Genomic DNA, 19,973 nt, shown 5'->3' with positions numbered 1-19,973 from the left:
TCCAACGCTGGCCTCCATCCAGCCAGCATCAGTGAATCAGAACAAAACTGATTTGGGAAGCGCATTCGATTCAGAGAAAAACGGAAACGCTCTAGGCCTCAGTCGTGGCGCCTTTATTATTATTCTCCACGTTCAACAACTGACGGCGATCTGGCATTGATGCGTCGGATCAACGGATTGCATCTTGAGTATCCGTTTGCAGAAAGTTGGATGTAGCAAAGGTTTTTTGAAGAACGGTGTACGAGAAGATGGGGATTGAGGCAGTCTACAGTCGCCCAAACACCTCGAAGCCCATGCCCAGGCATTAAATCCATCCCGACCTTTTGCGTAGGCTGGCAGTCGCCGGCCTCAATCAAGTCTGGCGATGAATCTGACGTATATTCCAATGACGTGAAGCTTCGTCTATCTCCACGCCGTCGTTGATTGGATCAGCCGCACGGTTCTGTCGTGGCGGCTGGCGATCAAATACAAGGAGGTTTGTCTTCATGTCTACGAGACCGTTTCTGAAGCTTGTGCCGGCATTGGCCGATATCTGACCTTTTATAACTGCCGACATCCACATTCATCACTTTACCGGCAGATGCCGGATCAGGCTTACTTCAGCGCGTTGACACCAACGAGGACAGTAGCACAATCGCAGCGGATATCCACTTCGAGTGAAAATCACGAACTCATCACTGTGCCGTTCGTCAATCGACGGGTCTCGGGTCTTTTCAGCGCTCGAAACCCGACTTGGCGTTTCTCATCTAGATCCTCACCCGAACGTAGGCTCGGTTCTCCAACGCGCTTCATCGATTGATTCGTAAACAACTAAGGGCGAACCGGGATTTTCCAGAACGTCATGTGTCAAAATCCGAGCGCATATCCGATATCATTCCAAATTTAATTGAATGATGCCGCAGGAACTTTAGGGAGTTTAGAGGAAGAAAGCTCACGTCGTCGCGCAAGAGGGTAGCTACAGCAATACAGTTGCTAGGCAAAAAATGCAAACAACCGCGCTATCTATTCGGTCAAAATTTACAAGCAATTTCAGGTGGATAAATGGTGGGCGATGAGAGACTCGAACTCCCGACATCTTCGGTGTAAACGAAGCGCTCTACCAACTGAGCTAATCGCCCGACTGTTTCGCCAAGTGTCTGGCCAGTCGCTGTGAAAGCCGTTTAGGCAATTCGCGCGACAAGCGCAAGTGCAAAAATCAGCCTTCGACGTCTTTCTTGTGTTTTTCTATTGTCCCTTCCATGCTTCCCTCAATAGAGAAGCCAAAGTGAAGCTCGGCCACCCGAAAGGCGCTACAATATCGGCAAAGCGTACAAGTCTGACGCCGACATTTGCCGGAGAAGCAAGTTGTGGGAGCGGCGAACATTCAGCCGCCGCCTTGGATGTTATCCAGTCAGTCGTTCGGGCGAGCGCAGAATGGATGCACCACCTGCTGCCTGCACGGCAAGGCTTCCGTATTCGATACCGGCAGCAAGTGCTCGGTGAGAATCATGCCCTTCGAGCCACGCATCGATGAAGCCGGCATTAAAAGCATCGCCTGCCCCGGTCGTATCGATAACCGGCACGTCCTTTGCCGCCATATGAAGCTCCGCATCGGCAGTGCGCAGCCACGCCCCTTCTCCACCGCCCTTGAGAGCCACGATTGGAAAGTGCTTCGCAAGCGCATCGAGCGCCTTTGCCGGATCGTCGTGGCCAGTGATGGCCTGCGCCTCCTCGCGATTGGGAAGGAATATATCGACGCCCTTACAGGCCGCGAGCAAACCCGGATCGTAAATCAGCATTTCATCCCAGCTGGGGTCGAGCGAGACTGAAAGGCCTGCCGCCTTTGCCTGCTGCACGAGCTCAGGGATTTCGTGCAGCGTTGCGAATTCAGCAATGTGCAGATGCCTCGCATCCTTCCATTGCAAGGCGGCTTGGAGCGTCGAAGGCAGCGCCGAACCGGCACGGCGTGAGAGGAATGCGCGATCGTTACCGATCACGCTTGCCACCGTCACCTGCGGCCCGGCATCGTCGGCCCGTTCCAGAAAGCGCAGATCGACACCGTCGATCTTCAGGTCCGGTTCAAGCCCGCGCGACAGGCCGTCAAAGCCGAGACGTGCGACCAGCGCCACCGCCCTACCCGCATGGGCAAGATGGGCAGCCGAAATGAAGGCCCCTCCACCTGCCGCCATCTTCATGTTTTCGGCAAAAACCTCTCGTCCGGGCTGCGGCAGTGATTGCAGCCCCGTGAAGATAAGGTCGCAGTAAATCCGCCCGATACTGAGGACAGCCGGAGACTTGAAATGCCGTTTGAATTGTTGCAGCATCACAGGCGGCCCAGACTTTTCTCGGTCTTGGCATCGAAGAGATACAGGCTTCCGGCAGGCGCGGACACGGAAAGCGTACCGCCCGTTGCGGGAATGATCTTGCCCGGAGCAGTTGCAATCACCGAGACGCCGTTAACGTCCAAATGAACCAGCGTTTCGGCGCCGAGCGGCTCAACGGCCGTCACAGTGCCCGTGAGCGAAAGGCCATCGGGTGTGCCTTCCTCAACTTTCAGATCATGCGGGCGGACGCCAACCAGAATGTCGCCATCAGGTGCAAGTTCCACGCCTGATCCATTGCGGCGACCCGCAATCAGGTTCATCGACGGGCTGCCGATGAAGCGCGCCGTAAAAACATCGGTCGGATTTTCATAAAGCTCGGTCGGCGTTCCGGTCTGGAGAATGCGACCGTCACGCATGACAACGATACGGTCGGCCATGGTCATGGCTTCAACCTGGTCATGTGTCACGTAAACGGTCGTCGTCTTGAGACGCTGATGCAAGCGCTTGATTTCAATACGCATCTGCGCGCGAAGCTGGGCGTCGAGGTTCGACAGCGGCTCATCGAAAAGAAAAGCAGACGGATTGCGCACCATGGCGCGACCGATAGCGACGCGCTGGCGCTGGCCACCGGACAATGCTGCCGGTCGACGGTCGAGATAGGGTTCCAGCCCAAGCGCCTTGCCGGTTTCCTCGATGCGCTTGTCCTTCTCGGCCTTGGACAGTTTCGACGTGTAAAGCCCAAAACCGATGTTCTGGCGCACCGTCATATGCGGATAAATCGCATAGTTCTGGAACACCATGGCGATGTTGCGCTGCTTCGGATCACGTTCGTTGACGACCTCGCCGCCGATCTTCAGATGACCGCCGGAAATATCCTCAAGCCCCGCGATCATGCGCAAAGTCGTGGATTTCCCGCAGCCAGAAGGACCGACAAAAACGACGAACTCGCCGTCCTTGATCTGGAGATCGATTGCCCGGACCGCCTCGACCTTGCCATAACGCTTGACCAGCTTTTCAAGTTCGATGGTTGCCATCAGCGTGCCTCCACAAGTGCACTGAATTTTTCATTGAGTTCGCGGGCAGCCTTTGCTTCAGCGGCTGCATGGTCGAAAGCGACTGCCTTGAAGCGATCAGCTTCCGCCTTATGCCGTGCAAGTGCTGCATTCATCGCTGTCGGTGCCGGACCGCCGAGACGGTCACGCACGGCCACGAAATGTTGCGGGGAGACCAGTTCCTCAAATTTTTCGCGCCCGAAGGATGGCTCGCGCCCGGCGGACTCGCGGAAAGCGTCAAGGAAAGGTTCAAAACCGTCGTTCTCCAGACCACCGCCCATGGCGACGACAGCGCGCGCAACCTTGGCCGCGATTTCATGCGCCTGCCGAAACGAAAGGCCTTCGATGCGCACCAGCGAATCCGCCAACTCAGTGATCGTGATACAGGAGCGGCGGATATTTTCTACCACACGCACCGGATCGATACGGATCGCGCCGATGAATGCGGCCAGAAGATCGAGCACGCGACCAGCGGAAGCGAATGCCTCATAACCCATCTGTTGTGTTTCGCCCTCACTGTCATTCATGTCAGTGAAAGGCGTATTGTGCATCACGTCCAGAACTGTGCGGGCCCGACCCATGGTCTGGCTTGCCAGATGGCGCATATGTTCGATCGGAACCGGATTGCGCTTCTGCGGCATGATTGATGAAATCTGCACGAAGGCATTCGGCACGTAAATCTGGCCGACCTCGAAACTGGTCCAAAACTGGAAGTCCTGGATAAGGCGTCCCAGATGCACGAACATCAGTTCCAGAGCCGAATAGGTCGAGGTGATGTAGTCCACTGCCGCAATGCAACTATAGGAATTGGATAAGGGGGCAGCAAAGCCCAACAAGCTCGCCACTCGTGCGCGATCGATCGGGAAGCCTGAGGTGGTGATGGCCGCCGCCCCCATGGGTGACAGATTGACGATGGCGCGCGCAGCTTCCATCCGTTCCATATCCCGGATAAGAACCTCGACTGCCGCCGAAAGATAGTGACCGAAGGTTGATGGCTGCGCAGGCTGACCATGTGTATACGCGACGATCAGTGTCTCCTTTTCGCGCTCGGCAGCAGCAATCATCGCATCAAGCACATTGCGCGCCTGCGTCATCAGCGTATCGATACGGTCCTTGAGACCAAGCTTGAACAGCGTGTGGTCAATATCGTTGCGCGAGCGTGCCGTGTGAAGACGACCGGCAGTATCGGCCCCGATACGGGCTTTCAGCTCCTTCTCGATGAGGAAAAAGAAGTCCTCCACTTCACCCGTATAGGTGAGTTTCGAAGGATCGATTTCCTTGTCGATGGCTTCCAGCGCACCCGCAATGGCTGCAGCCTGGGCATGGTCGAGAATGGCAGTTTCGGTCAGCATGACGAGATGCGCGCGGTCAATGCGGCAGAAGCCGTCGACGTGATGGGTCTTGGCACCATCAAAAAGCGGTCGAAGCACGGTTTCCTTGTAAACCGGATCGGGGAAGACGCTTTTATCGGACAGCCGTGGATCGAGATCGGACATGGTTCAACCCTTGAGGCCAGCAAGCATGACACCGCGCACGATGTAACGCTGGAGAAGAAGAAAGACGACGAGCGTGGGAAGCGTGGCGATTGCCGCGCCGGTCATGATCATTTCCCACTGGATGGACTGCTCGACGGCGAAGCTAGATAGCCCGACCGGCAGCGTGTAAAGCTCCGGGCTGGTCGCGACGATCAGCGGCCAGAAGAATGCCGTCCAGTTGCCGAGGAAGGTAAAGATTGCAAGCGCCGAGAGCGCAGGCGTCACCAACGGCATGGCAACTTTCCACCAGATCTGGAATTCGTTGAGACCATCGACGCGGGCAGCCTCCAGAAAGTCGTTGGGAACGCCTTCGAAGAACTGCTTCATGAGGAATGTGCCGAAGGCCGTCATCATGCCGGGGAACATGATACCCCAATAGCTGTCCAGCCAGCCGAGCTTGCTCGACATCAGATACCACGGAATCACCAACATTTCGGTGGGGATCATCAGCGTGGACAAAATGGCGAGGAAGATGAAATAGCGCCCGCGGAACTGGAATTTCGCCAGCGTGTAGCCCACGAGGCTGTCGAAGAAGACGTTCGACAGCGTGACCACAACCGCGACGATCATGGAATTCAGGAACCAGCGCACAAAACGACCGTCGGCAAGAATGGTGACATAGTTCTGAAATGTCGGTTCAGCCGGGATCAGGCGCAGATCGTAGACCTGGCTCGCCGTCTTGAGCGAGGTGGAGAACATGAAGGCAAGCGGCGTGACCATGATGAGACCACCGATGAGCAGCAATGTCCATGTCAGGATGCGACCGGGCCGCAGGTTCTGGAAAGGGAGCGGTTTGTTTTGAACGGACGCTGTCATTTCTTTTCCCTCAGGATCCAGAGCTGCAACAGCGAGACGCAAAGCAGGATGGTGAACAGAACGACGGTTTGCGCAGCCGCATAACCCATCGCATAGGAGGAGAAGGCCGTCTGATAGATCATCAGCACCAGCGGCTTGGTGGAGCCGAGCGGTCCGCCGGGATCATTCGTGGTCATGTTGTAGACCTGATCGAAGATGCGCAGGAAACCGATGGACGAAAAGACGACGAGGAACACCGTGGTGGGTTTCAGGAGCGGGATCGTGATCCTGCGCAGGATCGCCCATTCGCCGAGGCCGTCGATGCGTGCGGCTTCATAGAAGGTGTTGGGAACAGCCCGCAGGCCCGCCATGAAAATAATGATCTGGAAGCCAAGACCGGCCCAGATGGACGTCGCCATGATCGCATAGAGACCCTGATCCACCGAGCGCAGGAAGCCTTGCTGTGGAAGCCCGACGGCGCTCAGAATATTGTTGATGAAGCCGATGGGAGCAGGTTGATAGAACCAGCGCCAGACCCATGCCATAGCGGCAGCCGTGGTGAGGTAGGGCAGAAAATAGAGCGCGCGGATAAAGCCGTGCATGATGCGCACGCGATCCAGAAAATAGGCGATTGTAAACGCCACCACGAGACTTATCGGCGTACCGACCAGCAGATAGGTGAAAGTGTTCTTGAACACTTTCCAGAATTCCGGATCGGCAAAGAGCTTCTGGTAATTTGCGAAGCCGATGAACTTCGGTGGGTTCATCAGGTCCCAGTCCGTGAGAGAGAGCCAGAAAGCCTCTATCGTCGGGTAAAAGCGGATGACCGAATAGAACAGGATCGGGAGAGCCAGAAAGCTCCATACCCAAATCAACCGTCTTGTGCGCATGGAAAGGCGATCAGTCAGGCGGTTGCCCGAAGGCTCCTTCCCCGTGCCGCCTGTTTCAGCCGTCCCGGCTTCTACAGTGATTGTCATGTTTTAGTATCCTTCGGCTACGAATTAGCCGTGCCGTCAACGGGCAGGAGAAGATGAAGCGGCTCTGGCCGCTTCATCTAGCCGCTTTACCTTTCGCGATTGCCTTACTTGGCCGCGTCGAGCACATCCTGCTCTGCCTTGGCCGCCTGGTCGAGGGATTCCTTGATCGGCTGCTTTTCGAGAATGACGCGATTGGCCATATCGACGGCGATCTGGCGCTGCTTCAACTCGTCCACGAACATGGTCGTGTGCGCATATTCCAGGCCTTTGAGGAACGGGCCGTAGACCGGATCGGCAAGGTTGGCTTCCGTCAGGGCTGCCGAACGGCGAGCAGGTAGTTCACCCACATCCTTCAACCAGATTTCCATGGCTTCCGGCGAGGAGATGTAGTTCAGGAACTTCTTGGCAGCTTCGAGTTTCTCGCCGCTTGCCTTGGCACTGATGCCGTTGGCGAAGTAGCTCGCATAGTTGGAACGCACACCTTCGGCATTGGCCGGAAGCTCGGTCACGCCCCATTCGAAGTCCTTGATGGTGCGGAACGAACCAAGACGGAAGGTGCCGTCGATGGTCATGGCCGCCATGCCAGCACGGAAGGCAGCCTGCCCTTCATCCATGAACTTGACTTCACCGACCTTATGTTCAGTCTGGAGGCCGGTATAGAAGGCAAGCGCCTTTTCACCGGCAGCGTCGTTATAGGCAACCTTGCGGTCGTTGTCGGTATAAGGCTGACCGCCGAACTGGCGCACCAGAACCTCACGCCACCAATGCTGGTCTTGTCCCGGCATATCGAGCGTGATGCCTTCGGCCAGCAGATTGCCGGAAGCATCGCGCTTCGTCGTCTTCTTGGCAGCTTCGACCATTTCATTCAGCGTCTTGGGCGGGTTGTTCGGATCGAGGCCAGCGTCGGTGAAGAGCTTCTTGTTATAGAACAGGGCCAGCGAGCGCACAGCGGTCGGCAGACCGTAATATTCATCGCCGCGCTTCATCGCCGAAACAATCGGGAAGAATTCGCTCTCGATCTTGTCATGCGGGAACGCATCCTGCGGTAGCGGCTGCAGAATACCGCCAGCCACGAACTTGTCCAGCCAGCCGTAGAAAAGCTGCATCACATCCGGGCTCTTACCCGCCATCTTGGCTGCAATCACGCGCGTCTGATAGTCGTCGTATGGGAACGTGACCTGCTTGACCTTGATATCCGGATTGGCCTTCTCGAAATTCTCGATCAGCTTGTCCATCGCCTTGACGCGTGTCTCGAAGACATACTGCCAATATTCGATTTCGACAGCCTGAGCGGCATTGATCGCAAAGGTGCTGAGCCCTGCAACCAAACCTGCCAATAACAGCTTACGCATTTAAACCTCCCTAATGCCCCGCCCACCGGCTCGAATGCGGTCGCCAGGCATGGCTGCGGCGGCGCCTGGCACCGTTCGCATATTCCACCACATGCCGCGCAGATGATGCGCAACGCCCATTTCCCCATGCAGGAACCCACTTCCCCCGCATGAGCCAAGGCGGTTCTTCACCACCCTGTCTTTACGGTTCAATGTTGCGAGCGTTTTGTCAATAAGATAATTTAGTTGAATTAATATATTGCTGTTAAAAGCGGCTCGCGTTATCTCTTTGACGGGAGACAGGAGGGACCATGACATCGAAATCAGATGGGCAATCCGACGACGAGCGGGCCATTACGCCTGCCGCCGTACAAGGCGGGTCGCTTGCGGTCACTCTCGGAAAGAATCCCGAGCGAATTCGCGACCATAACCGGCGTGTAGTGCTTGATGTCGTGCGACGCCACGGTCCTCTTGGACGGATGCATATCGCCCGCCTTACCCATCTGACCGCGCAGGCCATTGCCAATATCGTCGATGAACTGGTTTCAGAGAATCTGCTTATGCGGCTCGGGCGTCTGAAAACGGGACGTGGCCAGCCACCAATCCAGTTTGCCGTCAATCCCGGAGGTGCGATGACCATCGGTGTCGAAATGGGTTCGACACACATGGTGACAACAGTGCTCGACCTTTCCGGCAAGCCACGCACGCAACATGTGCGTCCCATTCAAGATATCAGCCCCGACAGGCTTTCCGCACAATTGCGAAAAGAAGTCGATGCAGTGAAGGCTTCGTTTCCCGCGCGCCTGCTCGGCATAGGTGTCGTGATGCCAGGTCCGTTCGATATCGAAGGCATGAGCTCGGTCGGTCCGACCACTCTGCCCGGCTGGTCCGGGATCGATGCAGCAGCCGTTCTGAGCGAAGCTTGCGGCGAATCCGTTCTGGTCGAAAACGACGCCAATGCCGCCGCCGTCGGCGAACGCCTGTTTGGCGCTGGACATGCGATTTCCAATTTCGCCATGATTTATTTCGGTGCGGGTATCGGGCTTGGCATGATTCAGGACGGTGCGCCGTTTCGCGGGGCTTTCGGCAATGCCGGTGAAATCGGTCATATCGTCATCACACCCAATGGGCGCGGCTGCGCCTGCGGCCAGAAGGGCTGCCTCGAAACCTATGCTTCCCTTCATACCTTGCGCGAGAAGCTTCACGCAGCAGGGATTGAGGACACCGATTTCGACGCGTTGGAAAAGCTGCATGAAGACCGCAACCCAGTTCTGATGGGCTGGGTACAGGAAGCAGCCGATCATCTGGCGCCAATGATTGCCATGATCGAAAACATTCTCGATCCCGAGACAATTATTCTGGGCGGTATGTTGCCCGATGCGATCATCGACGACCTTATCTGGCATATGGGCGGCCTGCCGATTTCGGTTGCAAGCCGCCGTGCCCGCGCCTTGCCACGCGTCATACGCGGGCAGACGGGACAGTTCACTGCCGCCTTGGGTGCTGCATCGCTGCCAATGTTCGAGGCCATGACGCCGAAGCTTGATACCAATTCGGAAATCTGACCATGCTCACCGCCCACCAGCGCCTCGAACGCCAGAAGTCGTCCCCTGCCCTTGTCCGCCTGCAGCGGGCATTGAGCAGGCTTCGCTCGACAGCGACGCTGATGCATACGGGCGCGCATCCCGACGACGAGCAAAGCGGCCTGATGGCCTACTTGCGGTTCGGGCTTGGCATGCGGGTGGTAATCGCCTGCTCGACACGCGGCGAAGGCGGACAAAATGCACTCGGACCCGAACGTGGTGGCGCGCTTGGCTTGATCCGCAGTCGCGAAATGGAAGAAGCAGCACGCATTCTCGATTGTGACGTACATTGGCTCGGCCATGGCCCAGATGATTCCGTTCATGATTTCGGTTTCTCCAAGGATGGTGACGGTACCTTCGCTCATTGGGGTGAGGACAAAACCGTCGAACGACTGGTGCGCGCCTATCGCGCCGAGCGCCCGGATATCGTGCTGCCGACCTTTCTCGATGTTCCCGGCCAGCACGGCCACCACCGCGCCATGACACGGGCTGCGGAAACGGCCATACGGCTCGCCGCCGATCCCGATGCCTTTCCCGAACATTTTGCCGAGGGGCTGATGCCGTGGCAGGTGGCTAAATTCTACCTCCCTGCCTGGTCAGGCGGTGGCGACACTTATGACGACGAGCTTCCGCCACCCGATGGGACATTGACGATTCATGCGGTTGATCGTGATCCAGCAACCGGCGCCGATTACGACCGTATTGGTGAATGGTCACGTGCCTGTCATGCCACACAGGGCATGGGTCGCTGGCCGGAAGCGCCGACGACCGAGTGGCCCTTGCATCTGAAGTTGCCAGAAAGCCACTCGGAAACGACAATCCTCGAAGGGATTCCGGAAACTTTGGCCGCACTTGCTGAGGTCGATGGACTGACATTTGAAAGCCAAAAGCAGCTTCTTGATGCTCATTTGTCTATCGAGCGGACGATTGCGGCTTTTCCTGAGCGCGAAACCATTGTCAAAAATCTTGTTGGTGCTGCAAAAAGCCTGAAAACTGTACTGACTAGCGCACCGCAAGATTTCCTCGTGGAGCACGGGCACAGGCTGAAACGCAAGCTGCAGGAAATCGACGCCGCCTTGATCGAAGCAGCGTCTTTGTTCGAGCGGGCTTATCTGGAAGAAGCCATATTGCCGACAGGCGGAGAAACCCGCCTTGTTGTCGAATACGGCCCCGGCGCGACGGCAATTGCGGTAACGGCGGAACCCGTATTGCCCGAAAACTGCTCGTTCAGCCTCGAGCACCGGAATTTCGAGCGAGAAGTTCTGACTGTTTCGCTAGTGAAAGATGCAGCCCTCTCCCCGCTTTTCGAATCTACATGGCGATCGCTCGGCGGAAACGGGCAAGCCTGTATCCGGCTAAAGGCGCAGTTTGATGGCCATCTGGCGGAGTGCACCTTCGATCTCGAAGAACCGCTTGCCATTGTTCCACCTGTTTCTGTGAGGGTCGATCCGCCAGCAGTCATCATAACAGGCCAACAGGAACCATTGCCGATCCGGATTCTGGCCGATGGCAATGCCGATCAAGTCGCTTTCGCTGCGCAAAAGGGCTGGAATGTCAGCTTGAACGGGCAGAACGCCGTCTTGCATGGATCTTCCGATCCAGCACCTGGCCTGACCTGTCTGCAGGCATTGGTTAACGGAACTCCGGCGTGGCAGACAGACGTCGCCAGCTATCCACATATAGGCAAAACCGTCTGGCGCGAGTCAGCCGTACTGCCGGTGCTTGTGCTCGACGTGAAGTTACCCGATGCGCGGATAGGCTATATCGGCGGCGGTGCCGACAGTGTCGGCCTTTGGCTGAAACGCATGGGGTTTGAGGTCACCGATATCGAAGCGCATCACCTTGCCGGAGATCTTTCGCAATTCACCACTATTGTGATCGGCATATTCGCCTTCGGTCTACGCGATGATCTCGCCGCGGCGACGGACAATCTGCATGGATTCGTCGAGGATGGCGGACATCTGGTTACACTCTATCATCGCCCGTCCGATGGCTGGCATCCAGATCGGACACCGCCAAGAAGATTGGCCATCGGTTCCCCGTCGTTGCGCTGGCGTGTTACAAACCCACATGCGACGGTTACAGTACTTGAGCCTGAACATTCCCTGCTCGTCGGTCCCAACATTCTAAACAAGTATGATTGGGAAGGCTGGCACAAGGAGCGCGGACTTTATTTCGCTTCCATATGGGACGACGCCTACCAACCGCTTCTTTCCATGCATGATGACGGAGAACAACCTCTCTTCGGCGCGCTTGTTTCAGCCAGCGTTGGTAAAGGCCGTCATACCCATACGAGCCTCGTCCTGCATCATCAGCTCGACAAGCTCATTCCCGGTGCATTCCGGCTCATCGCCAACTTGGTACAACCTGTGAGATAATTTCGCGCATGTCGCTTTGTTGAAATATTTATGACGTTCACGCCACTCCAAACAGAAACTATTTCCTTTATATTTCATTTCACTAATTAATTTTTCTTGAGTTTCCTTCGCCGGAAAATTCGCTCTATCTCAGCGTGTATTTGAATCATGGAGATGAATTATCATGCGCAATCTGGCACGTGTTTCTTTAACCGGTCTTTTTCTCAGTGCAAATCTTACGATGGCTTTCGCACAAGCAGCAACGCCTGAACAGATGGAAATGGCCTATAATGCAGCCCGCAACCAGCTTGGCGTACTCCAGTACTGCCAGGAAAAGGGTTATACTGATGGGGGCGCCATCGAAATTCAGACAAAAATGATTGCGCTCATCCCCGCCCCATCCGACACCACCAAGGCCGACGCTGCTGAAGCAACAGGCAAGCAAGGCAAGGTTTCTGCGATGGGCATGGAGCAGGATATTGCCACCAGCGCAAAAGCACAGAATGTCTCTGAGGAGAAGCTCTGCCAGACCATGGCTGATGCTGTTAAGCAGGCCGGCGCCCAGCTGCCACAGTAAGGCGGATCACAGCCGTTCCCAAAAAAAGAGCCTCGCGCCAGCGGGGCTTTTCCTTGCCTGAAGACTTGTATTCGATATCGCTTAAATACAACGTACGGCGCCATTGCAGTTTTCGTTTTAAATTCAGTAGTTTATTAAGCATATGCGATACTCATCTTCCGTTTACCATGCAACTTAAGAGGGTGCACATATTTGCCGGGTAGTTTGCTCCCAGGTCACAGAGACCACTAAACAAGCAAGAATGATCTCAGGAGCAACACATGACCAAGTTTTTCGCACGTTTCCGTAAGGACGAATCCGGCGCAACCGCTATCGAATACGGCCTCATTGCGGCTTTGATCGCTGTCGTCATCATCGGCGCAACGACGACACTGGGAACAAACATCAGCGCCAAGTTCACCGAAGTTGCTGAAGCTATCAGCGGCGCAGGCGGTGGCGAATAATCCGTTCAGTCCACAGCGCGGGATGAAAAATGTGACCGCCCTTCGGGGCGGTTTTGCTTTTTGCAGTGACCTTCTGCCTCCTCAGCAGCAACTTTTGAAACCCTGACGCGTTTATTAAACACGCGTAGAGCTTATTTCACAGCCTGACGCGGAGGTTTGACCGCAGCTAACCAAGCTAACGCTCTGCAATCTTTATTGATTATGGGCTTCAGATAGAAACGCGCATAATCCTTCTAAATAGTGGTTCGCCGCGTGGTTATTGCGTGTTCAAGCGCTGACCCCGGCCTTTCGGGAGTAGCGAACATGTCATTGAAATCCATTTTACTGGCGCTCGGCATCGGTGCTGCTGGTTTGACGCTCAGCGGTTGTGTCTCCGAGGGCTATTACGGTTCTGGCTATTCTGACCCGTATTATGTTCGCGGCGGTTATGTCGGCACGGGTGTCGTTTACAATAGTGGCGGCTATTATCGGAACTATCCACGCTATCCGCGCTACTATAGAGATTCACGCTACTATCGTGACCGTGATTACTACCGTTATCGGGACCGGGACCGTCCGCGACGTCCAGACACTAACAGGCCGGATCGCCCGCGGCCGCCCCGGCCAGATCGTCCACCATCAGGTAACGATGGTGCAGGTCGTCCTAATCCGGGCAATCTGCCAGTTATCCAGCCAATCAGGCGTGGCCCCCATAACTGAAACAAAAACACCCGCCGAAATTCGGCGGGTGTTCTGCATAGAAGGAACTAACGTCAAAGCTTGATGACATATTCCTTGCGGGTGGTCTCGATGACTTCCCAGCTTCCCTTGAAACCCGGTCGGATTACAAAACTGTCTCCGACCCCGACTTCTCGGCTTGGACCGCCTTCTTCGCTGATGACCGACCGACCGGACAGAATGTGACAGAATTCCCATTCGTCATATTCGATGCGCCACTTTCCAGGCGTGCTCTCCCATATGCCTGCAAAGAGTGTACCCTCGGCATTCTCCTCCAGATTCCACGTGCGGAATCGGGGGCTATCGGAAAGAATGCGCTCCGGCAGCGGCGCGCCTTCCTCCGGTTCGATACCGGTCAGGTCAAAATCGAGAAACCGGCTCACGGATCAGACCTTTGCCAGCGCCTGCTCGATATCGGCGATGATGTCGTCCGCGTCCTCGATACCGATAGACAGGCGCACCACGTCCGGGCCAGCGCCAGCCGCCACCTTTTGCTCGTCGCTTAGCTGGCGGTGGGTGGTGGATGCCGGATGGATGACCAGCGAGCGTGTGTCGCCAATATTGGCGAGCAACGAGAACAGGTCGAGGCTGTCAACGAATTTAACGCCCGCATCGTAGCCGCCCTTGAGACCGAAGGTGAAAACAGAACCGGCACCCTTCGGCGCATATTTCTGCTGGAGCGCATGAAATTTGTCGTGTGGCAGACCGGCATAGTTCACCCAGGACACTTTGTCATGACTATGCAGCCAGGTGGCAACCTTCAGAGCGTTGTCGCTATGGCGCTGCATGCGCAACGGCAGGGTTTCCGCGCCAGTCAGAATCTGGAACGCGTTGAACGGCGAAATTGCGGGGCCGAAATCGCGCAGCCCCAGAACGCGGGCGGCGATTGCAAAGGAAATATTGCCAAAAGTCTTATGCAGTTCCAGACCGGCATAATCAGGGCGCGGTTCGGTCAAAAGTGGATAGTTGCCGGACTTCGCCCAGTCGAACGTACCGCCATCGACCAGAATGCCGCCCATGGAATTACCATGGCCGCCAATGAACTTTGTCAGAGAGTGCACGACGATATCCGCGCCATGCTCGATCGGGCGCACCAGATAAGGTGAGGCAAGCGTGTTGTCCACGATCAGCGGCAGGCCGTTCCGGTGTGCAATCTCGGCGATAGCCTCAATATCCACCACGATACCGCCCGGATTGGCAAAGCTTTCGATGAAGATGGCGCGCGTCTTGCTGTCGATCTGCTTTGCAAAATCGGTCGGGTTGGCGGCATCGGCCCAGCGGACCTGCCAGCCGAAGGACTTGAACGACTGACCGAACTGGTTGATCGATCCACCATAAAGCTGGCGCGCGGCGACGAAATTGTCACCCGGTTGAAGCAGAGTATGGAAAACGAGCAACTGCGCTGAGTGACCGGATGCAGTCGCTACAGCCGCCGTACCGCCTTCGAGTGCGGCAATGCGCTCTTCCAGAACTGCGGTCGTCGGGTTTGTGATGCGCGTATAGATATTGCCGAACGCCTGCAGGCCAAACAAAGAAGCGGCGTGGTCCGCATCCTCGAACACGAACGAGGTCGTCTGATAGATCGGCGTTGCACGGGCACCGGTCGTCGGATCGGGCTTTGCCCCTGCGTGAACGGCAAGCGTTTCAATTCCGGGAGAGCGTTTCGACATCATTTCCTCCTGTGTCCCAAACCCCAAACAGGTCAGGAACCTAGGCTCTGCAGCCAGGAAAGCAAAGGAGGATTTTCCGCCAAACGCCGGAATCGCAGAAATTAGATCCGAAAGCTCTCATTCACCGATCAGGCGGGGATATTCGATGGCCGGACAGCGGTCCATGACGACGACCAAACCTGCTTCACTGGCACGATTTCCAGCCTCTTGGTGCACGACACCCAGCTGCGTCCAAAAGATCTTCGGGCGGTGCTTCATTGCAAGAACTTCGTCCACGATACCCGGCAGCGAATAAGGCTCACGGAAGACATCCACCATATCGACCGGCTCTTCGATATCAGCCAGACGCGCCACGACACGCTGGCCATGAATGTGTTTTCGCACCTGCCCCGGATTGACCGGAATCACGCGGTATCCCTTGGAAAGCAGGAATTCCATCACGCCATTGCTCGGGCGCTCGGGCTTCGGTGATGCGCCAAGAAGCGCAATCGTTTTGACGGAACGGAGGATCTCGCGGATCTGATCGTCGGAAGGGTTTCGCATTTTATCCTCTTCGGTCGCAGGAGCGAGCGCTTGCATCAAGGGTGGCGCTCCCTTTATTGATAAATAAATTTGGGAGATGCGCATGAATATCAATACCGCGGAGGAGCAGAATATCGATAAGGCTACAAGCCGGCCGTTGGGCCCTGTCATGAGCATTGAAGAGCTGCGCGTATTCATGAAGCGCGAGTTTCCGCAACTTGGCAACGCTTTCGAGATCACAGAAATTGGTGACGGTTCCGCAACCATGCAGCTTAACGCCGATGAGCAACATCTGCGCCCAGGTGGCACTGTTTCCGGCCCTTCGCTTTTCGCACTCGCCGACGTAACGGCCTATGCTGCCATATTGGTCCATATTGGCCCGGTGGCTCTAGCTGTGACAACGAATCTGAATATCAACTTTCTGCGTAAACCCTCCCCCGGCACGGTCAAGGCCGTCGCTCATCTTCTGAAACTTGGCAAACGCCTTGCTGTGCTCGATATCAGCCTGACCGATGGTACAAGCAGCGAACTGGTTGCCCATGCAACGGCAACTTACTCGATCCCGCCGCGATAAAAGCACTCAAAATATACGGTATTATAATACCAAACGTTTAACTTATTGATTCTACTATACTTTTAAAACAAAGCCATGAATAAAGGACTTGACGGTTACCCAGACATTGTGTATCGACCCGCCAGCAGTGAGCAGAAGTAATCTTGTGCCCACTCGTTCGGGTTGGACACGATCCAACACAAGCAACAAAAAAAGCCCTGATTTTTAATATCGGGGATTAAGTCAAGGAAGACTTCAATGGCAACTTTCTCTCAGAAGCCGGCTGAAGTGGTGAAGAAGTGGGTGCTGATCGACGCCGAAGGCCTCGTGCTCGGCCGTCTCGCCACCATCGTCGCCAATCGCCTGCGCGGCAAGCACAAAGCAACCTTCACCCCGCACGTTGACGATGGCGACAATGTCGTAATCATCAATGCCGACAAGGTTGTTCTGACCGGCAAGAAGTACACAGACAAAGTCTATTACTGGCACACCGGTCATCCGGGCGGCATCAAAGAGCGCACTGCTCGCCAGATTCTCGAAGGCCGTTTCCCGGAACGCGTCATTGAAAAGGCCATTGAGCGTATGATCCCGCGCGGTCCGCTCGGTCGTCGTCAGATGAAGAACCTGCGCGTCTATGCAGGCCCGAACCATCAGCAGGAAGCTCAGCAGCCGGAAGTCCTCGACGTCGCCGCGCTGAACCGCAAGAACAAAGGGAATGCATAATCATGGCTGAGCAGCTCAACTCGCTCGAAGAACTCGGCACTGTTGCCACGACCGAAGCTGCCGCTCCGGTTCACGTCCAGAAGCTGGACGCACAGGGCCGCGCTTATGCCACCGGCAAGCGTAAGGACGCCGTTGCACGCGTATGGGTCAAGCCGGGCACCGGCAAGATCACCGTCAACGACAAGGAATTCGAAAAGTATTTCGCACGTCCGGTCCTGCAGATGATCCTGCAGCAGCCGATCGTTGCTTCGAATCGCGCCGGGCAGTTCGACATCGTTGCCACCGTTGCCGGTGGTGGTCTCTCCGGTCAGGCCGGTGCTGTTCGTCACGGCATCTCCAAGGCCCTCACCTACTACGAACCGGGCCTGCGCACGGTTCTCAAGAAGGGTGGCTTCCTGACCCGCGATAGCCGCGTTGTCGAACGTAAGAAGTACGGTAAGGCCAAGGCTCGCCGTTCGTTCCAGTTCTCCAAGCGCTAATATTTATCGCTTCAGAGCTTACGGAAAAGCGGACCTTCGGGTCCGCTTTTTTGTTTTCGTTCAAAACCAGATTTCACCCACCCCAACTACGGATGGGCTTTCGGTTGATCTCAAGCTGTTTTTCAGGCGATTGCTTGTAATAATCGGGTACCATCGCGGAAACCCACTCGCCATAACTCGGATTAGGCGCATGAAGAACTTCGTCCCGAAGGCTTCAACGAATGTGCGTCGCTGCTGGTTGTTCTTGTCATAAGTCGCAGCTCCTAAATTGTTGAGATTGTCACCAACGTAGACAACAACATCAAAGCCATATGCTTTGACAGCATCGAAACGACCTTGCTTGTTGGACTGACCGCTATTCAACAAAAGCGTTTTCGCTGACACGCTGGAAAAACTCAGTTTCCTTATATTTGCTGCCGTTGGCTCAAATGATTTCGCATCGTGGTTCGTGATATAGAACATCGTGCAGCCATTCGCATTCACATGCCTCGCAAACTCCACGGCACCGGCAACTGGACACGCCTGTTCGGCAGCCATCCAGCGTGCCCATGTTTTCTCTGTGTAGGGCACGCTTTGTTTGACACGCCATGCGGCATAGGCGGTATTATCGATCATCTCTCAACAAGATCGACGATCACGACCTTCCGCCTTCCCTTTGCCAGTCTTGCTGCATCAAAAGCCTGACGCGCGCCGTTAAACGCCTGATATGCCAGCGCATCATACTCGCCTGACTGCTGCTCCAGTTGAAATTTGGCCGTACGCTGATCTGTTGCGCAACCCGCAAGGGAAGCAGAACAAGCAGCAATGACCGAAATTGTAAGAGGGCTATTAGCGCCAATGAATTCCCGTACCTCAATCGCCGATATGTGACCTCAACAATGTGGGCGGCAGTGCGGCTTCATCACAGTTGCAAGCGGGTTCGATAGCCGTCATGAGTAGGAAAAGCTGAAGCATCTCCGACCACTTTCACGAACGGATAAGACCATGTCCTCGTCTGCAGCATCGACCCGTTTTGCGGTCACACCAGAGCCTCCTTATTTGATTGTCACCTTTGCTTCGCAGCGTGTCGTTGACAACGACAACGGCTATGGCGACATGGCGCTGCAGATGGGTGAACTTGCAGCGAAACAGCCGGGCTATCTAGGCATTGAAAGCGCACGAGATGCGGAAGGCTTCGGCATCACCAATTCTTTCTGGGCAGACGAAGACAGTATCCATGCATGGAAGCGCGACGTGGACCATTTGGTGGCCCAGAAGCTCGGGCGTCAGAAGTGGTATGAAACCTATCGCGTGCGTATCGGTCGCGTGGATCGGGCTTATGGATTTGATGCCAAAAGCGAATGAAACCGCTATAGAAATCTGACACTATCCAGGTAATAGCCATGCCTTCAAAGACCATCGACCACGCGATCACTGCCCGCAGCCTGACAAGCGTAGCAACGGACCCGACCCACGCCGGTGTGTTGTCGTTCATGCGGCGTATGTACACGAAGTCGCTGAAGGGCGCAGACGCCGTTGTCTGGGGCATTCCGTTCGATGCAGCCGTATCCAATAGGCCCGGCGCGCGTTTCGGTCCGCAGGCAATTCGCCGGGCATCAGCGATCTTCGACAATGATCCGCAATATCCGTTTCAACGCGATCTTTTCGAGAACCTCGCCGTGATCGACTATGGCGACTGCCTGCTAGACTATGGCAACCACACCAAGACGCCTGCCACTGTCGAGCGCGAAGCGAGGAAAATCCTGAAATCGAATGCGTTCTTGCTGACACTTGGTGGCGACCATTTCATCACATTGCCGCTGCTCAAGGCCCATGCCTCGAAATATGGTCCGCTGGCACTCGTTCAGTTCGATGCGCATCAGGATACGTGGTTTGACGACGGCAAGCGCATCGATCACGGCTCTTTCGTGGCCCGTGCGGTGCGCGACGGCATTATCGATCCCGCTCACTCGATTCAGATTGGTATCCGTACGCACGCGCCGGAAGATTGCGGCATTAAGATCATTTATGGCCATGAGGTTGAGGACATGTCGGCGGTGGCGATTGCCGATGAAATTCTGAAACGCACCGATGGCAGGAAGACCTATCTGACATTCGATATCGACTGCCTCGATCCGGCCTTTGCACCGGGAACCGGCACACCGGTCGCAGGTGGACCGTCGTCTGCAAAGATGCTGTCCATCCTGCGCAAGCTGACGGCTCTTGACTTTGTGGGCGCGGATGTGGTCGAGGTTGCACCGGCCTATGACCATGCCGATATAACAGCAATCGCGGGAGCGACGATCGCAATGTACTATCTGGGCCTTCTGGCCGAGAAGAAAGACCGACGATGAGCCGCTTGTTCATAGATTGATTC

General features: G+C 55.8%; 20 protein-coding genes, 1 tRNA gene and 1 pseudogene. 11 read left to right on the top strand and 11 right to left on the bottom strand.

All coding sequences use genetic code 11. The features are described 5' to 3' along the window. Positions 1-76 precede the first annotated feature (76 nt). Positions 77-631, top strand: a pseudogene (locus AAE521_RS10430) (transposase family protein); the annotation flags it as partial. Positions 632-1,042: 411 nt separating this feature from the next. Here the strand turns inward: AAE521_RS10430 and AAE521_RS10425 are convergent. The 7 genes from AAE521_RS10425 to AAE521_RS10395 form a co-directional block, all read right to left on the bottom strand. Further along, a tRNA-Val gene (locus AAE521_RS10425) sits at positions 1,043-1,118 on the bottom strand. 264 nt (positions 1,119-1,382) lie between these two features. Further along, positions 1,383-2,303 (bottom strand): carbohydrate kinase family protein, encoded by a 921-nt coding sequence (locus tag AAE521_RS10420; protein ID WP_374864849.1) that lies wholly within the window; start codon positions 2,301-2,303, stop codon positions 1,383-1,385. Next, a complete protein-coding gene (locus AAE521_RS10415) occupies positions 2,303-3,337 on the bottom strand; it encodes an ABC transporter ATP-binding protein (protein ID WP_071631804.1) in 1,035 nt (344 codons plus the stop codon). The genes AAE521_RS10420 and AAE521_RS10415 overlap by 1 nt, the downstream gene beginning before the upstream one ends. After that, entirely contained in the window at positions 3,337-4,851 is a 1,515-nt protein-coding gene (argH, locus tag AAE521_RS10410; RefSeq protein WP_071631805.1) for an argininosuccinate lyase, read from the bottom strand. Before argH ends, AAE521_RS10415 begins: the two co-directional genes overlap by 1 nt. 3 nt (positions 4,852-4,854) lie before the next feature. After that, positions 4,855-5,706 carry a carbohydrate ABC transporter permease gene (locus AAE521_RS10405; RefSeq protein WP_071631806.1) on the bottom strand — a complete coding sequence of 284 codons (852 nt, stop codon included), beginning with the start codon at positions 5,704-5,706 and terminating at the stop codon, positions 4,855-4,857. Next, entirely contained in the window at positions 5,703-6,575 is an 873-nt protein-coding gene (locus AAE521_RS10400) for a carbohydrate ABC transporter permease (RefSeq protein ID WP_342061274.1), read from the bottom strand. Before AAE521_RS10400 ends, AAE521_RS10405 begins: the two co-directional genes overlap by 4 nt. A gap of 191 nt (positions 6,576-6,766) precedes the next feature. Next, positions 6,767-8,014 carry a sugar ABC transporter substrate-binding protein gene (locus AAE521_RS10395; RefSeq protein ID WP_342061263.1) on the bottom strand — a complete coding sequence of 416 codons (1,248 nt, stop codon included), beginning with the start codon at positions 8,012-8,014 and terminating at the stop codon, positions 6,767-6,769. 290 nt (positions 8,015-8,304) lie between these two features. Between AAE521_RS10395 and AAE521_RS10390 the strand changes: the two genes are divergently transcribed. The 5 genes from AAE521_RS10390 to AAE521_RS10370 all read left to right on the top strand — a co-directional run bounded on the left by AAE521_RS10390 (position 8,305) and on the right by AAE521_RS10370 (position 13,652). Beyond that, the gene (locus AAE521_RS10390; RefSeq protein ID WP_342061262.1) at positions 8,305-9,558 is read left to right on the top strand and encodes an ROK family protein; all 1,254 of its coding nucleotides are present in this window, start codon (positions 8,305-8,307) and stop codon (positions 9,556-9,558) included. 2 nt (positions 9,559-9,560) lie between these two features. Further along, the gene (locus tag AAE521_RS10385; RefSeq protein WP_342061261.1) at positions 9,561-11,954 is read left to right on the top strand and encodes a PIG-L family deacetylase; all 2,394 of its coding nucleotides are present in this window, start codon (positions 9,561-9,563) and stop codon (positions 11,952-11,954) included. Positions 11,955-12,117: 163 nt separating this feature from the next. Then, a complete protein-coding gene (locus tag AAE521_RS10380; RefSeq protein WP_071631811.1) occupies positions 12,118-12,510 on the top strand; it encodes a pore-forming ESAT-6 family protein in 393 nt (130 codons plus the stop codon). Between the two features lie 260 nt (positions 12,511-12,770). Further along, positions 12,771-12,953 carry a Flp family type IVb pilin gene (locus AAE521_RS10375; protein ID WP_071631812.1) on the top strand — a complete coding sequence of 61 codons (183 nt, stop codon included), beginning with the start codon at positions 12,771-12,773 and terminating at the stop codon, positions 12,951-12,953. A gap of 303 nt (positions 12,954-13,256) precedes the next feature. Next, the gene (locus AAE521_RS10370; RefSeq protein ID WP_071631813.1) at positions 13,257-13,652 is read left to right on the top strand and encodes a hypothetical protein; all 396 of its coding nucleotides are present in this window, start codon (positions 13,257-13,259) and stop codon (positions 13,650-13,652) included. A gap of 53 nt (positions 13,653-13,705) precedes the next feature. Here the strand turns inward: AAE521_RS10370 and AAE521_RS10365 are convergent, their stop codons facing one another. From AAE521_RS10365 to AAE521_RS10355, 3 genes are all read right to left on the bottom strand, one after another. Beyond that, entirely contained in the window at positions 13,706-14,053 is a 348-nt protein-coding gene (locus tag AAE521_RS10365) for a cupin domain-containing protein (protein ID WP_071631814.1), read from the bottom strand. A 3-nt stretch (positions 14,054-14,056) separates the two neighbouring features. Then, on the bottom strand, positions 14,057-15,340 hold the full coding sequence (locus AAE521_RS10360) for an O-acetylhomoserine aminocarboxypropyltransferase (RefSeq protein ID WP_071631815.1): 1,284 nt from the start codon (positions 15,338-15,340) through the stop codon (positions 14,057-14,059). A gap of 117 nt (positions 15,341-15,457) precedes the next feature. Continuing rightward, the gene (locus tag AAE521_RS10355; protein WP_342061260.1) at positions 15,458-15,919 is read right to left on the bottom strand and encodes a CoA-binding protein; all 462 of its coding nucleotides are present in this window, start codon (positions 15,917-15,919) and stop codon (positions 15,458-15,460) included. 46 nt (positions 15,920-15,965) lie between these two features. Between AAE521_RS10355 and AAE521_RS10350 the strand changes: the two genes are divergently transcribed. The 3 genes from AAE521_RS10350 to rpsI all read left to right on the top strand — a co-directional run bounded on the left by AAE521_RS10350 (position 15,966) and on the right by rpsI (position 17,617). Then, a complete protein-coding gene (locus tag AAE521_RS10350; protein WP_342061259.1) occupies positions 15,966-16,436 on the top strand; it encodes a PaaI family thioesterase in 471 nt (156 codons plus the stop codon). Between the two features lie 237 nt (positions 16,437-16,673). Further along, positions 16,674-17,138 (top strand): 50S ribosomal protein L13, encoded by a 465-nt coding sequence (rplM, locus tag AAE521_RS10345; RefSeq protein ID WP_071631817.1) that lies wholly within the window; start codon positions 16,674-16,676, stop codon positions 17,136-17,138. Positions 17,139-17,140: 2 nt separating this feature from the next. After that, a complete protein-coding gene (gene rpsI / locus AAE521_RS10340; RefSeq protein ID WP_071631818.1) occupies positions 17,141-17,617 on the top strand; it encodes a 30S ribosomal protein S9 in 477 nt (158 codons plus the stop codon). 60 nt (positions 17,618-17,677) lie between these two features. Here the strand turns inward: rpsI and AAE521_RS10335 are convergent, their stop codons facing one another. Further along, positions 17,678-18,232: an HAD family acid phosphatase gene (locus tag AAE521_RS10335; RefSeq protein WP_206044301.1), complete on the bottom strand. Its 555-nt coding sequence runs from the start codon at positions 18,230-18,232 to the stop codon at positions 17,678-17,680. A gap of 369 nt (positions 18,233-18,601) precedes the next feature. Between AAE521_RS10335 and AAE521_RS10330 the strand changes: the two genes are divergently transcribed. Both AAE521_RS10330 and speB read left to right on the top strand, forming a co-directional pair. Beyond that, positions 18,602-18,961: an antibiotic biosynthesis monooxygenase family protein gene (locus AAE521_RS10330; protein WP_071631819.1), complete on the top strand. Its 360-nt coding sequence runs from the start codon at positions 18,602-18,604 to the stop codon at positions 18,959-18,961. Positions 18,962-18,999: 38 nt separating this feature from the next. Then, a complete protein-coding gene (gene speB / locus AAE521_RS10325) occupies positions 19,000-19,950 on the top strand; it encodes an agmatinase (RefSeq protein WP_071631820.1) in 951 nt (316 codons plus the stop codon). The last annotated feature ends 23 nt before the right edge of the window (positions 19,951-19,973 follow it).

This window comes from Brucella cytisi, from assembly GCF_038433355.1.
In the GTDB taxonomy this organism is placed as follows: Bacteria; Pseudomonadota; Alphaproteobacteria; order Rhizobiales; family Rhizobiaceae; genus Brucella; species Brucella cytisi.
This window is presented reverse-complemented; position numbering and strand designations above follow the sequence as displayed.

Bases quoted from the DNA above. Each gene is read 5' to 3' on its own strand.
- AAE521_RS10420 (WP_374864849.1), bottom strand. From the start codon at position 2,303: ATGCTGCAACAATTCAAACGGCATTTCAAGTCTCCGGCTGTCCTCAGT.
- AAE521_RS10415 (WP_071631804.1), bottom strand. From the start codon at position 3,337: ATGGCAACCATCGAACTTGAAAAGCTGGTCAAGCGTTATGGCAAGGTC.
- argH (WP_071631805.1), bottom strand. From the start codon at position 4,851: ATGTCCGATCTCGATCCACGGCTGTCCGATAAAAGCGTCTTCCCCGAT.
- AAE521_RS10405 (WP_071631806.1), bottom strand. From the start codon at position 5,706: ATGACAGCGTCCGTTCAAAACAAACCGCTCCCTTTCCAGAACCTGCGG.
- AAE521_RS10400 (WP_342061274.1), bottom strand. From the start codon at position 6,575: ATGCGCACAAGACGGTTGATTTGGGTATGGAGCTTTCTGGCTCTCCCG.
- AAE521_RS10395 (WP_342061263.1), bottom strand. From the start codon at position 8,014: ATGCGTAAGCTGTTATTGGCAGGTTTGGTTGCAGGGCTCAGCACCTTT.
- AAE521_RS10390 (WP_342061262.1), top strand. From the start codon at position 8,305: ATGACATCGAAATCAGATGGGCAATCCGACGACGAGCGGGCCATTACG.
- AAE521_RS10385 (WP_342061261.1), top strand. From the start codon at position 9,561: ATGCTCACCGCCCACCAGCGCCTCGAACGCCAGAAGTCGTCCCCTGCC.
- AAE521_RS10380 (WP_071631811.1), top strand. From the start codon at position 12,118: ATGCGCAATCTGGCACGTGTTTCTTTAACCGGTCTTTTTCTCAGTGCA.
- AAE521_RS10375 (WP_071631812.1), top strand. From the start codon at position 12,771: ATGACCAAGTTTTTCGCACGTTTCCGTAAGGACGAATCCGGCGCAACC.
- AAE521_RS10370 (WP_071631813.1), top strand. From the start codon at position 13,257: ATGTCATTGAAATCCATTTTACTGGCGCTCGGCATCGGTGCTGCTGGT.
- AAE521_RS10360 (WP_071631815.1), bottom strand. From the start codon at position 15,340: ATGTCGAAACGCTCTCCCGGAATTGAAACGCTTGCCGTTCACGCAGGG.
- AAE521_RS10355 (WP_342061260.1), bottom strand. From the start codon at position 15,919: ATGCAAGCGCTCGCTCCTGCGACCGAAGAGGATAAAATGCGAAACCCT.
- AAE521_RS10350 (WP_342061259.1), top strand. From the start codon at position 15,966: ATGAATATCAATACCGCGGAGGAGCAGAATATCGATAAGGCTACAAGC.
- rplM (WP_071631817.1), top strand. From the start codon at position 16,674: ATGGCAACTTTCTCTCAGAAGCCGGCTGAAGTGGTGAAGAAGTGGGTG.
- rpsI (WP_071631818.1), top strand. From the start codon at position 17,141: ATGGCTGAGCAGCTCAACTCGCTCGAAGAACTCGGCACTGTTGCCACG.
- AAE521_RS10335 (WP_206044301.1), bottom strand. From the start codon at position 18,232: ATGATCGATAATACCGCCTATGCCGCATGGCGTGTCAAACAAAGCGTG.
- AAE521_RS10330 (WP_071631819.1), top strand. From the start codon at position 18,602: ATGTCCTCGTCTGCAGCATCGACCCGTTTTGCGGTCACACCAGAGCCT.
- speB (WP_071631820.1), top strand. From the start codon at position 19,000: ATGCCTTCAAAGACCATCGACCACGCGATCACTGCCCGCAGCCTGACA.